The 12,769-nt window shown below is 57.8% G+C and carries 10 protein-coding genes and 1 pseudogene; 4 read left to right on the top strand and 7 right to left on the bottom strand.

The features are described 5' to 3' along the window. The first annotated feature begins 25 nt into the window (after window positions 1-25). On the top strand, window positions 26-910 hold the full coding sequence (gene yieE, locus I6N93_RS09480; protein ID WP_085684644.1) for a DNA-binding transcriptional regulator YeiE: 885 nt from the start codon (window positions 26-28) through the stop codon (window positions 908-910). 183 nt (window positions 911-1,093) lie between these two features. Continuing rightward, entirely contained in the window at window positions 1,094-2,566 is a 1,473-nt protein-coding gene (locus I6N93_RS09475; protein WP_085684642.1) for an amino acid permease, read from the top strand. Between the two features lie 219 nt (window positions 2,567-2,785). Here I6N93_RS09475 and I6N93_RS09470 read toward each other — a convergent pair whose 3' ends face one another. The 3 genes from I6N93_RS09470 to I6N93_RS09460 form a co-directional block, all read right to left on the bottom strand. Then, the gene (locus I6N93_RS09470; RefSeq protein ID WP_085684640.1) at window positions 2,786-3,976 is read right to left on the bottom strand and encodes a sugar transporter; all 1,191 of its coding nucleotides are present in this window, start codon (window positions 3,974-3,976) and stop codon (window positions 2,786-2,788) included. Window positions 3,977-4,178: 202 nt separating this feature from the next. Continuing rightward, entirely contained in the window at window positions 4,179-5,174 is a 996-nt protein-coding gene (locus I6N93_RS09465; RefSeq protein WP_085684638.1) for an ABC transporter permease, read from the bottom strand. Then, entirely contained in the window at window positions 5,171-6,682 is a 1,512-nt protein-coding gene (locus I6N93_RS09460) for a sugar ABC transporter ATP-binding protein (protein WP_085684636.1), read from the bottom strand. The genes I6N93_RS09465 and I6N93_RS09460 overlap by 4 nt, the downstream gene beginning before the upstream one ends. 266 nt (window positions 6,683-6,948) lie before the next feature. On the opposite strand from I6N93_RS09460, the gene I6N93_RS09455 reads away from it, so the two are divergent. Further along, window positions 6,949-8,037 carry an oxidoreductase gene (locus tag I6N93_RS09455; protein WP_085684634.1) on the top strand — a complete coding sequence of 363 codons (1,089 nt, stop codon included), beginning with the start codon at window positions 6,949-6,951 and terminating at the stop codon, window positions 8,035-8,037. A 42-nt stretch (window positions 8,038-8,079) separates the two neighbouring features. On the opposite strand, the gene I6N93_RS09450 is transcribed toward I6N93_RS09455, so the two are convergent. The 4 genes from I6N93_RS09450 to I6N93_RS09435 form a co-directional block, all read right to left on the bottom strand. Further along, entirely contained in the window at window positions 8,080-8,292 is a 213-nt protein-coding gene (locus I6N93_RS09450; RefSeq protein ID WP_085684969.1) for a KTSC domain-containing protein, read from the bottom strand. A 201-nt stretch (window positions 8,293-8,493) separates the two neighbouring features. Continuing rightward, window positions 8,494-9,336, bottom strand: a complete 843-nt coding sequence (fghA, locus tag I6N93_RS09445; RefSeq protein ID WP_085684632.1) for an S-formylglutathione hydrolase — start codon at window positions 9,334-9,336, stop codon at window positions 8,494-8,496. 17 nt (window positions 9,337-9,353) lie between these two features. Then, a complete protein-coding gene (locus tag I6N93_RS09440; protein WP_085684630.1) occupies window positions 9,354-10,475 on the bottom strand; it encodes an S-(hydroxymethyl)glutathione dehydrogenase/class III alcohol dehydrogenase in 1,122 nt (373 codons plus the stop codon). A 90-nt stretch (window positions 10,476-10,565) separates the two neighbouring features. Further along, the gene (locus tag I6N93_RS09435) at window positions 10,566-11,429 is read right to left on the bottom strand and encodes a LysR family transcriptional regulator (RefSeq protein ID WP_085684628.1); all 864 of its coding nucleotides are present in this window, start codon (window positions 11,427-11,429) and stop codon (window positions 10,566-10,568) included. Window positions 11,430-11,643: 214 nt separating this feature from the next. Here I6N93_RS09435 and I6N93_RS09430 point away from each other — a divergent pair. After that, window positions 11,644-12,767: pseudogene (locus tag I6N93_RS09430) on the top strand (alkene reductase). Window positions 12,768-12,769 lie beyond the last annotated feature (2 nt).

Below are 12,769 nucleotides of genomic sequence, written 5' to 3'. Positions count from 1 at the left end.
TGAGTATTTACGATAAGAGCCTGCTATGCACATCACCCTACGTCAGTTGGAAGTCTTTACCGAAGTTTTGAAAACAGGGTCGACGACGCAGGCTTCCGTCGCGCTGGCGCTCTCGCAATCAGCAGTCAGCGCGGCGTTGTCCGATTTGGAAGGCCATCTGGGCGTGCAGCTTTTCGACCGCGTCGGCAAACGGCTGGTGGTCAATGAGCACGGACGTTTACTGTTTCCCAAGGCATTGGCGCTGCTGGAACAGTCTTCGGAGATCGAACAGCTGTTTCGTCGCGACGTCGGCGCCTTGCGCATCTACGCCAGCAGCACCATCGGTAATTATCTGATGCCCGCGATCATCGCCCGCTACCGCCGCAACTCCCCGGATACACCGCTGGAGTTGCAGGTCGGCAACACGCAGGACGTTGTCAACGCGGTGTCGCAGTTCAGCGTCGACCTCGGATTGATCGAAGGGCCATGCCATCATCCGGACCTGATTACGCAGGCCTGGGTAGAGGACGAACTGGTCGTATTCTGTTCCGCAGATAGCCCGTTGGCCGGGCAGGGGCCGGTGACGTTAGAGGCGCTCGCAAACGCGCCGTGGATTCTGCGCGAGCAGGGCTCGGGCACGCGTGAAGTGCTGGACCATCTGCTGCTGGACCGGCTGCCGCATTTCCAACTGATGATGGAGCTGGGCAATTCAGAGGCGATCAAACATGCGGTGCGTTACGGCATGGGGATCAGCTGCCTGTCCCGTCATGTGATTGCCGATCAGTTGGCGTCGGGCGCGCTGTTGGAACTCCGGGTGCCGCTGCACAACCTTAATCGCACGCTCTATCTGGTTCACCACCGGCAAAAGCATCTGTCCAACGTGTTGTGCCGTTTTCTGGAGTATTGTCGCCAGCCGGTCTGCGAAGCGTAAATCGCCGTTACCCGCTTCTGGATGAGTGGATGGATAATGATTATCTCCACGCGGTATAAATAGCTGTTCCTTATAATCAGGAGCGGGTTATTAACCTCTCTTATGATTAGCGATTCCCGCTACCCAGCCGGGGGGTATTTGTTACAATCCGGCCCTCAATTTTATCGGCCAAGCGGAATCAAGATGGCTCAACACGATACTCAGACCCCATCGCAAGGGGGCGGAACGCTACGCCGTGAACTCAAAGCGCGGCATCTTACGATGATCGCCATCGGCGGTTCGATCGGGACAGGACTCTTTGTGGCCTCCGGGGCCACCGTGGCGCAGGCCGGACCGGGCGGCGCGCTGCTTTCTTATGTGCTGATTGGCTTGATGGTTTACTTCCTGATGACCAGCCTCGGTGAACTGGCGGCCTTCATGCCGGTATCCGGCTCTTTCTCAACCTATGGCGCACGCTATGTGGGCGAGGGATTCGGCTTCGCGCTGGGCTGGAACTACTGGTACAACTGGGCGGTGACTATCGCCGTCGACTTGGTCGCAGCGCAGCTGGTGATGGGCTACTGGTATCCGGATGTGCCGGGCTGGATTTGGAGCGCACTCTTCCTGACCGTGATCTTCTTGCTGAACTACATCTCCGTAAAAGGTTTTGGCGAAGCGGAATATTGGTTCTCCCTCATCAAAGTCATCACCGTGCTGATATTTATCGGGGTGGGCGTGCTGATGATTGTCGGTATCCTGAGAGGGGGAGAGCACGCGGGTCTGCACAACTGGCAAATCGGCGATGCGCCATTCGCTGGCGGCTTCTCGGCGATGATCGGCGTTGCGATGATCGTGGGCTTCTCCTTCCAAGGGACGGAGCTGATTGGGATTGCCGCCGGCGAATCCAAAGATCCGCAGAAGAACATTCCTCGCGCCATCCGGCAGGTATTCTGGCGTATCCTGCTGTTCTATGTGTTCGCCATCCTGATCATCAGCCTGATTATTCCTTACACCGACCCGAACCTGCTGCGCACCGACGTCAAAGACATTAGCGTCAGTCCGTTTACGCTGGTGTTCCAGAACGCTGGCCTGCTGTCCGCCGCGGCAGTGATGAACGCGGTGATATTGACGGCCGTGCTGTCGGCGGGGAACTCCGGCATGTATGCCTCTACCCGTATGCTGTTCACGCTGGCGCGGGAAGGTAAAGCGCCGGCGATGTTCGGCCGACTGTCTCGGGGCGGCGTGCCGCGCAACGCGCTGTATGCGACGACCGTCGTGGCCGCACTGTGCTTCCTGACCTCCATGTTCGGTAATCAGACGGTCTATCTGTGGTTGCTGAACACCTCGGGGATGACGGGCTTTATTGCGTGGCTCGGCATTGCCATCAGCCACTATCGGTTCCGTCGTGGTTTCATTAAGCAGGGCGGCGATTTGACGGCATTACCGTACCTGTCCAGCTTCTTCCCGCTGGGGCCAATCTTTGCCTTTGTGCTGTGCCTGATTATTACATTGGGTCAGAACTATGAGGCGTTTCTGGCGGACCAGATTGACTGGTACGGCGTAGCGGCCACTTATATCGGCATTCCGCTGTTCCTGACTATCTGGTTTACGTACAAGCGGGTGAAACGTACCCGCTTTGTGAAATATGCCGATATGGTGTTTCCGCGCTACGAATAATCCCGCCAGGGTAAGCCACTGAAAAGGCCGGTCGCACGCTTTGTGCTGACCGGCTTTTTTATGGGGCGCGTCATGATGGCTCAAGGCGGAGATAAAAAGGGATCGTTCGATGCGTGGTCCACGGACGATGGAGGAAAGCAGTAACGGGCAGAGTAGAAGAAGCGGGAAGTGGGAAACTCCGGCCCGCGAGGGAGCCGGAGAGGGAAAGTGCGCAAGCCGTCAGGCGGAAGGATGACTTTCAGGACGGGCGCGGCGGTAGGAGGTATACAGAATCCATGCCAATGGCAGCAGCGCCAGCGGCGCAGCCACATACCCAATCGTGCTCATGCCCACATACAGGCTGACTTTACTGCCTAGCAGGGCGCCTGCGCCGATACCCAGGTTATAAAGGCCCGAGAAGATGGACATTGCAATATCGCTAGCATCCGGGGCCAGGCTCAAAACGTTGGTCTGCATCGCCAGACCAATGCCCATGATCGCCATGCCCCACACCATGCACAGGACGATCATGCTGGATTCGTAGCCCGCGGCAGGCAGCAACAACCCCAACGAAAGCACCAGCAATCCGATCGCGCTAAGCAAAAAGCCGGTCGGGTGTTTGTCGCTGTAACGGCTATATAGCACGCTGCCGAGAATACCCGCAGCCCCGAACAGCAACAGGATCAGCGTCGTGAAGTTTTCGGACTGGCCGGCCACATTCTGGATAAACGGCTCGATATAGCTGTAAGCCGTGAAGTGCGCGGTGACCAGAATGACGATCAGCACATACACCGTCACCAGTTCCGGGCGCTTGAACAGCATGGGAACGCTGGCCAGCGAGCCGGAGTGTTCGCTCGGCAGACGCGGCAACAGGCGCGCCAGCAGAATCAGTGAAACCGTGGCGCCGACTGCAATCACCATAAAGGTCACGCGCCAGCCCAGCAACTGACCGACTACGCGGCCCATCGGCAGACCCAGCACCATCGCCAGCGCCGTACCCGTAGCGAGCATACTCAGCGCCGCCGCACGTTTTCCCGGCGGCGCCATGCGGATAGCCAGCGAGGCGGTGATGGACCAGAACACAGAGTGGGCCAGCGCCACCCCGGCGCGGGAGATCACCAGCACCGTGAAGTTCCAGGCCACCGCCGACAGCACATGGCTGGCGATAAACAGGCAAAAGATCCCGATCAGCAGCTTGCGCCGCTCGATGCCGCTGGTCAGCAGCACGCAGATCAAGGACGCCAGGGTCACAATCCAGGCGTAAATAGTAATCATCAGTCCGACTTCTTCTGTCTTCATGGCAAAACTCTGCGCAATGCCGCTGAGAAGTCCGACGGGAATGAATTCGGTGGTGTTAAAAATAAACGCGGCAACAGACAGCGTAATGACACGCATCCAGGCTGTGGAGCGTGATGGTGCGGCGGATTCCATAAATATTTCTCGAAATGAATAAGGAAGAACGCGCTTATTTTAGACAAAGAGGTAAAGAAATACGATGTAGATCACAATTTTGTATGAATTTTTTTAAGTGAAATGTGCGCTTTATAACGAGAAGTTAACCGGTTTGTGCAATAACCGGTTTCGTCACCGGTGTATCTATCGGGCAATGCCTTAGATACGCCGGTGAGCGTGCTTAGCGTTTTTGGAAGTAGGTCATCGCCAGCGCGGCGGCGAGCACCAGCCCTTTAATGATGTCCATGGCGTAATAGGGCACGGACAGCATGACCAGACCATTTTGCAATACACCCAGCAGCACGGCGCCGACCAGCGTGCCCAGTGCGTTCGGTTTGCCGGAACCCGCTAGCGAAAATCCGATATAGGCGGCGGCTACGGCATCCATCAAATAGCCGCCACCGGCGTTGACCTGAGAGGAACCGATGCGCGACGCCAGCAAGATACCGCCCAGCGCGGCCAGCAGCGAGGAAAATACGTAGGCCATGACCCGGTAGCGCGCGGAGCGAATACCGGCGAGACGAGCGGCTTCGGGATTACCGCCGATGGCGTACATCCGGCGTCCGTGTTTGGTCAGTGAGAGGTACAGTTGTACGATGACGGTAACCGCCAGCATGATCACGACGATGGTCGGCACCTGCCCGAGAGTGGAGAAAAATTCCGGGATCAGACCTTCCGCCATTTCCCCGCTGGGTAAGACCATGTTTTGGGTGATTGAGCCGCCGTAACTGTAGGTCATCGCGACGCCCTGAATCACAAACAGACTCGCCAGCGTCGCCAGCATGTCCGGAATGCGCAGAATGACGATCAGGAAGGCGTTGAATAATCCCACCAGCATGCACAGCGCCAGCGTCAGTAAAATCGCGCCCGTCGTGCCGAAGCCGTACCAGACGAACAGCGAAACCACCAGCGCGTTGGCCAGCGATGCCGTCGAACCCACAGACAGGTCGAAGCCGCCGACGGACAGCGACAAGGACACGCCGATGGCGATCACCGTCACAATGGCGATGGATCTCAGGATGTTGATGATGTTGTACGGGTCGAGAAAGTTATCTGACGCCAGTCCAAACAGCACCACCAGCGCGACGACGGTCAGCAGCATGCCCCATTTGTACAGGAAATCGAACAGACGATGGATGACAGGGAGAGCCCCGTTAGATGAATGTTGCTGACTCACGCAGGAGTTCCTCCGGTTGAATACAATAAAAGGGTTTCTTCGTCCGTCGCCGCGGCGTCCAGCTCCGCCACGACACGGCCATCCCACAGCACGCAGATGCGATCGCACAATCCCACCAGTTCGGAGAATTCACCCGAGGCGTAAATAATCCCTTTCCCCTGTTGCGACAGCGCCCCCATCAATCCAAACAAATCCTGCTTGGCTTTGATGTCCACGCCTTTGGTCGGTTCGTCAAAAATCAGCACCTGCATATCGCTGCGCATCCATTTGCCGATGGCGACCTTTTGCTGGTTGCCGCCGGACAAACGGCGAATGGTCTGCTGAGGGCCACGGGTGCGAATGTCGAGCTGCCGGATCAATTGTTTTGCCCAGGTGACGGCCTGGCCTCTGCTGAACACGCCCCAGCGGGAAAAGCTGTCGCTGGCGGCGATGCTCAGGTTCATTGACACGGTTTCATCAATGAAAATCCCCTCCTTGCGACGCTCTTCCGGCACCAGCGCGATCCCCGCGGCGACAGAATCGGCAGGGGTGCGTGGTTTCCAGGGCTGTCCACGATATGTTCCCGCGCGAATGCGACTACGGCTTGCGCCAAACAGCGCCTTGCACAGCTCGGTCTTTCCGGCGCCCGCCAGACCGGCGATGCCCAGAATTTCGCCTTTGCGCAGCGTCAGAGTGATATCCCGCAGCAACGTGTCGTCATGCAGGCCTTCAATGCGCAACAGCGTCTCGTCATGCGATACCGGCGTGCGGGGAGGGAAGATGTCGGTTAGCTGATGACCGAGCATATTTTCGACGATCTGTTCGCTGCTCAGCCCCTGCATCGACGTGCGGCTGACGAATTCGCCGTCGCGAAGCACGGTCAGCGTGTCGCAAATCGCTTTCAACTCGTGAATGCGGTGAGAAATAAACACGATACCGATGCCCTCCTCCTGCAGGCGGCGCACGACGGCAAAGAGCCGTTCGCTCTCTTCCTGATCCAGCGGCGCCGTGGGCTCGTCGAGGATCAGAAAACGGCAGTCATGCGACAGTGCACGCGCCAGCAGCACCTGCTGTTTTTCCGCCAGCGTGCAGTGTTCCATGCGGCGCCGCACGTTGAGGGTTATACCCAGTTGCGCCAGCAGCGCAGCAGCTTGACGGCGGAGATACGGCCAGTTCAGGCCGTGGCCGTTTTGCGCCAGCGTATCCAGCATGATGTTTTCCGCGACCGAGAGCGTCGGCACCAGCGCCGCGTCGACTTCCTGCTGAACCAGATGAATGCCGTATCGCTTGGCATCACGCGGGGAGTGGATGGAAACGGCTTCGCCGTCCAGCAAGATATCACCGGTATAGCGGTCATGCGACCCCGACAGAATCGCCATCAGGGTGGATTTTCCGGCGCCGTTAGCGCCCGTCAGAGCGTGAATAGAACCGCCCTCCAGGGCGAACTGCACCTGTTTTAACGCCGGGAAACCGGCGAAGGAGATGGAAATGTCGCGCATTTCCAAACGTGAACGGTGGGCAATGGACATAACTACGGCGACTCGTCTTGGCGATAAGGGATAGTGGCGTTAGCCGGCTGAAAATTAACACACTTTTGTGAGATAAAGAATGCTGAATAGCGGGGATCCGCGCCGCGTTTGAAAATGAAAAAGCATAACTTAAGCAAAAAAGTGATTAAGAATAGGACCCGATGATTTTAAGATGCGTTGACGGTCTGATGACAAAAACCGCAATCGGGGTGACCGCCCCACCGCAATAAAAGGCCAACACGCTGTAACGCAAGGAATAACCGATAATGAGCACAACACCTATCCGTGTCCAGGTTGGGCCGGCGAATTACTTTTCCTTTCCAGGGGCTATCGACAAACTGGCCGATTTCTATCCTGCGCCGATGCTTAAACGGGCGCTATGGATCCACGGCGAACGCGCGCTGAACGCCGCGAAACCTTATCTGCCCGCCGAGTTTTCGGCGGAAGGCGCAAAGCGGGGATGCTTCGCCGCGCACTGCAGCGAAAGCGAAGTCGAAAGATGGGTCACTTTGGCGGGCGACGATCGTTCCGTGGTCATCGGCGTCGGGGGCGGGGCGGTACTGGATACCGCCAAAGTGGTGGCGCGTCGTCTGGGCGTTCCGCTCGTGGCGATCCCGACGATTGCGGCGACCTGCGCGGCGTGGACGCCGCTGTCCGTCTGGTATAACGACGAGGGACAGGCGTTACGGTTCGAAATTTTCGAAGACGCGAACCATATAGTGTTGGTGGAACCGCGCATTATCCTGTCTGCCCCGGTGGACTATCTGCTGGCCGGTATCGGCGATACGCTTGCCAAGTGGTACGAAGCCGTGGTGCTGAGTCCCCGCCCGGAGACGCTGCCGCTGACCGTTCGGCTGGGGTTGCAGACGGCATTGGACATTCGCAACGTGCTGCTGCGACAAAGCGAAGCCGCGCTGAAAGCGGTTGAGTCGGGAACGATTAATCAGGACTTTCTGGACGTGGTCGAAGCGATTATCGCCGGCGGCGGCATGGTCGGCGGTCTGGGCGAGCGTTACACCCGCGTGGCAGCGGCGCATGCGGTGCATAACGGGCTGACGGTGTTGCCGCACTTGGAGCGTTTTCTTCACGGCACCAAGGTGGCTTACGGCATCCTGGTGCAGTGCGCGCTGCTGGACGATTCCGAGGCATTGCTTGAACTCAGCGCGGCATTTCGTCTGATGGGGCTGCCCACCACGCTGGCCGATCTGGCGATAGACATCAACGACTCGGCGGCGATGAATGCGATTATCGATCGTACCCTACAACCGGGCGAATCCATCCACTTTGTACCGGTGGCGCTGGATGAAGCGCGTCTGATGACGGCGTTCAGGCGGGTGGAGTCCGTGAGCGAGTGAGATTGAGATAATGAAGGCAGGGCGATTTTCCGCCCTGAATGATTACTGCAATTTTTGGTAGGGAAATGAATTTTTGATGTAGCGAGAGTAATAGCTGCCTTTCGAACTCGAAGCGAGCAGTTCTTCGTAAATCATGCGCGCTACGCCTTGATACTGGTAAAGGCTTCCATTAAGGAATTCGATTTCAAGAATGCTGGTTTCAGCATCGTAGCCGACGGCAAACAGATCGGCGGATGAAAGACGCTTACGTTGCAAATTGGTCACTCCCTGTTGGCTGTGCAGCATTATCGCCCGAAACTGCGGGCGTTCTGCAATGCTGTGACTGTGTGTCTTATTGTCTCTACGGGACGGGCATGCAAGACAGAGCGCTGAAATCCGGAAAATCGGCCTGATGCCGCCGGACCTCAAAAAGCCAAGCCTTGCCTGTGTCCGTGCAGGTATTAAACCCCTCTCACCTTATGGCTGCAAGAATTTCCCGTGGAAACGCAGATGATCCTCGATAAAGCTGGCAATGAAGAAATAGCTGTGATCGTAGCCAGGCTGTATGCGCAGCGTCAGCGGCCACTGCCGCTGGCGGGCGATGGCGTCCAGCGCTTGCGGCTGTAGCTGCTCCGGCAGGAACGGATCGTCCTCGCCCTGATCGATCAGTATCGGCAGCGGAGGATCGCCAGCGGCCAGCAGATGGCAGCTGTCGTAGTCACGCCACCGCTGTTCGTCCTCGCCAAGATAGGCGCTGAACGCTTTGCGCCCCCAGGGCACCGCGCTGGGGTTGACGATAGGCGCGAAAGCCGACACCGACCGATACCGTCCCGGATGACGCAGTGCGAGCATCAGCGCGCCGTGGCCGCCCATTGAATGACCGCTGATGGACTGACGGTCGCTGACGTCGACATGCTGCCGAATCAGCTGCGGCAGTTCATCGCTGATATAGTCGAACATCCGGTAGTGCGACTGCCACGGCGCTTCGGTCGCGTTAACGTAAAAGCCCGCGCCCTGGCCCAAATCGTACCCGCTGTCGTCGGCGACCGCCTCGCCGCGCGGGCTGGTGTCCGGGATCACCAGCGCCAATCCCAGCTCGGCCGCGATGCGCTGCGCCCCGGATTTCACCGCGAAGTTTTCATCAGTGCAGGTTAGCCCGGACAGCCAGTACAGCACTGGCGGCGGCGTTTTCTCCGCCGTCGGCGGCAGATAAAGGCTAAACGTCATGTCGCACTGCAGCACGGCTGAGGTGTGACGATAACGCTGTTGCCAACCGCCGAAGAGGCGGTGTTGCTCAAGAAGTTCCAATGGCGCAGTCATGACGGGGCGACCTCAGCTTAGTTAAAGTGAATCACGGTACGGATCGATTTACCTTCATGCATCAGGTCGAAAGCGTCGTTGATGTCTTCCAGCTTCATCGTATGCGTAATGAAGTCGGTCAGCGGAAATTCGCCATCCAGATAGCGCTGAACGATCTCCGGCAGCTGGCTGCGGCCTTTCACGCCGCCAAAGGCGGAGCCACGCCATACGCGACCGGTCACAAGCTGGAACGGACGGGTGGAAATCTCTTCGCCCGCGCCGGCGACGCCGATGATCACGGACTCGCCCCAGCCTTTATGGCAGCACTCCAGCGCCGAACGCATGACGTTCACGTTGCCAATACATTCGAAAGAGAAATCGACGCCGCCGTCGGTCATCTCGACGATCACGTCCTGAATCGGTTTGTCGTACTCTTTGGGGTTCACCAGATCCGTCGCGCCCAGTTTACGCGCCAGTTCAAACTTGCTGGTGTTGATGTCGATGCCGATGATACGTCCTGCACCGGCCATTTTTGCCCCGATAACGGCAGAGAGGCCGATGCCACCCAGACCGAATACCGCCACCGTGTCGCCCGGCTGCACTTTCGCCGTGTTAGTGACGGCACCCATGCCGGTCGTCACGCCGCAACCCAATAGGCAGACTTCTTCCAGTGGGGCTTCAGGGCTGATTTTCGCCAGTGAAATTTCGGGAACCACGGTGTGCTCGGCGAACGTGGACGTTCCCATATAGTGGAAAATCGGCTGGCCGTCTTTAGAGAATCGTGTGGTGCCGTCCGGCATCAGGCCCTTACCCTGCGTAGTACGGATGGCCTGGCACAGGTTGGTCTTACCCGAGCGACAGAACTTACACTCGCCGCATTCCGGCGTGTAGAGCGGAATGACGTGATCGCCGACGGCGACGCTGGTCACACCTTCGCCGATGGCTTCGACGATACCTGCGCCCTCATGTCCGAGGATCGCGGGGAACACGCCTTCCGGATCTTTACCGGACAGGGTATAGGCGTCGGTGTGGCAAACGCCGCTGGCGATGATGCGCACCAGCACTTCCCCCTTTTGCGGCGGCATCAAATCGACTTCTTCGATGGACAAAGGCTGGTTGGGGCCCCAGGCGATGGCGGCACGGGTTTTGATGGTTTGCATGGTGAATTCCTGTATCAATGACTCGCGATTATGTTGCGGGTTCGTTATGGGTCACGATGAGATCGTTCTGCGACCTCGCGAAACGGCTTATTATGAAAATCGTTCAATCATCAGCTTTTTTAAGGCTTCAACGTTGGGACCAAAAGCATCCCGACGCCATACCAGTTCGACGGCGATATCGTCGACCGTCTCAGGCAGCGGATGGGTCTGAACCTGGCTGCCGCCGGGTAGCGCGGTCAGTATGGACTGAGGCAGAAATGCCGCGCCCGACCCGCCGGCGACGCTGGCCAGCAGCGCGGTGAGTGAGTTCACCGCAATCCACGGCCCCGACAACGCGCTCTGCCCGCGGCTCCAGTCGGTGAGCAGAGGCCGATAATCGCCGGCGTCAGCGGCTTGCAGTATCACTGTGCCTGCTAATTCTTTTGCTTGCTTCACCTTTGGATGCTGGCGCGAGGTGATGAGTACCAGGCGATCGCTGACGATCCGACAGTGGTGCAGCGCATCGTTATCAATGGGACAACTGACCAGCGCGGCGGCCAGCGCGCCGTGATTGACCTCGTCCAGTAACTGCGTCCCGGCGGCGCATGTCAGCGTGGTCACAACCTGCGGAAAGCGGTGATGAAATTGCGCCAGGAGTTCGGGCAGCAACAGCAGGGCGGCGTGTTCTTCCGTTCCTAGTAAAAATTGCCCGCCTGGCGTGACGCCATGGCTTATCATCAACGCTTCATCACTCAACGCGAGGATTTTGCGGGCATATCCCAGAAAATTGTGTCCGGCTGGCGATAGTCGCAGACGCTGCTTTTCGCGTATGAACAGATCCGTGCCAAGTTCTGACTCCAACTGACGCAATCGCGTCGTTAGATTGGAAGGAACACGTTGTAGCAGTTCGGCGGCGCGAGCCATGGAGCCGCTATCGGCAACCAGACAAAACATGCGGAGTTGGGTGAGATCCATATTCTCTATTCGTGAATAAGTTTGTTGTTATAGTTGTTGTAAAGTGAATATTATAGGTTGATTTAGTTGGTTGCAATATTTCTTAACTATCGGGGAGGCAGTGCTCAAACCCGATGTGGGTGCAACCAGCAACGAGGCAAATATCACATTATTATATTTAAATTTATAAATGTGTTAGGGTGGCGAGCTTATTTCGCTGATATTGGAAAAATTGATGTCTGAACACGTACTGTTTACCCCCCTGACTCTGGGTGATTTCACACTGCGCAACCGTATTGCCTTGCCGCCGTTGACCCGCTCTCGTAGCTCCCAGCCCGGCGACATCCCCAACGATCTGATGGCGACGTACTATCGTCAACGCGCCACCGCCGGTTTTATGGTGACGGAAGGCACCCAGATTGAGCCTCAGGGTAGGGCTACGCCTGGACGCCCGGTATTTATAACGCGGAACAGGTGGCGGGCTGGCGTAAGGTGACGGACGCGGTGCACGAAGAGGGCGGCGTGATTTTCTGCCAGCTGTGGCACGTGGGGCGAGTGTCTCATACGTCGCTGCAGCCGGACGGCGCGGCACCGGTCGCACCGTCTGCGCTGCGTGCTGAAAGCGTCAAAGTCTTTATTGAAACCGGGCCGGGTACCGGTACGCTGGCGGATCCCAGCTTGCCGCGCGCGCTGTCGACGGCTGAAGTGAAGGCGCTGGTGCGGCAGTATCGCAAGGCGGCGGAAAATGCGCGCGACGCGGGTTTTGACGGCGTCGAACTGCATGCCGCCAACGGTTACCTGATTAACCAGTTCATTTCTCACCATACCAACCTGCGTACCGACGAATACGGCGGTTCGCTGACGAACCGTCTGCGGTTCCTGAAAGAAGTGACCGAAGCCGTCATCGACGTTTTCGGGGCATCGCGTGTCGGCGTCCGTTTCGCGCCGCTGTTTGAAACCACCGACGAAGAGCGCGTTTATCTGGGGCTGGTTGAAAACGATCCGCATCACACCTACGTGTCGGCGGCAGCGATGTTGCAGTCGATGGGGATCGCCTACCTATCGATTGCCGAAGCCGACTGGGAGAACAATCCCGAACTGCCGGAAACGTTTCGTCAGGCGCTGCGGGAGACCTTCTCGGGCGTGATCATGTATGCCGGGAAATATACCCAGCAGAAAGCGGAACACCGGTTGGCGCAGGGATATGGCGACCTGTTTGGGTTCGGCCGTACCTTCATCGCCAATCCGGATTTACCGCACCGTATCCGGCATGGTCTGCCGTTAAACACCGTTGACGCCGGCTCGCTATTTGGTGGGACGGATAAAGGTTATATTGACTATCCGTCGAGCGAAGAGTAATT

Origin of the sequence: Lonsdalea populi (genome assembly GCF_015999465.1) — a bacterium.
Lineage (GTDB): Bacteria > Pseudomonadota > Gammaproteobacteria > Enterobacterales > Enterobacteriaceae > Lonsdalea > Lonsdalea populi.
Note: the sequence above shows the minus strand (reverse complement) of the source record. Positions and strands in the feature narration are given on the sequence as shown.

Bases quoted from the DNA above. Each gene is read 5' to 3' on its own strand.
- yieE (WP_085684644.1), top strand. From the start codon at position 26: ATGCACATCACCCTACGTCAGTTGGAAGTCTTTACCGAAGTTTTGAAA.
- I6N93_RS09475 (WP_085684642.1), top strand. From the start codon at position 1,094: ATGGCTCAACACGATACTCAGACCCCATCGCAAGGGGGCGGAACGCTA.
- I6N93_RS09470 (WP_085684640.1), bottom strand. From the start codon at position 3,976: ATGGAATCCGCCGCACCATCACGCTCCACAGCCTGGATGCGTGTCATT.
- I6N93_RS09460 (WP_085684636.1), bottom strand. From the start codon at position 6,682: ATGTCCATTGCCCACCGTTCACGTTTGGAAATGCGCGACATTTCCATC.
- I6N93_RS09455 (WP_085684634.1), top strand. From the start codon at position 6,949: ATGAGCACAACACCTATCCGTGTCCAGGTTGGGCCGGCGAATTACTTT.
- fghA (WP_085684632.1), bottom strand. From the start codon at position 9,336: ATGACTGCGCCATTGGAACTTCTTGAGCAACACCGCCTCTTCGGCGGT.
- I6N93_RS09440 (WP_085684630.1), bottom strand. From the start codon at position 10,475: ATGCAAACCATCAAAACCCGTGCCGCCATCGCCTGGGGCCCCAACCAG.
- I6N93_RS09435 (WP_085684628.1), bottom strand. From the start codon at position 11,429: ATGGATCTCACCCAACTCCGCATGTTTTGTCTGGTTGCCGATAGCGGC.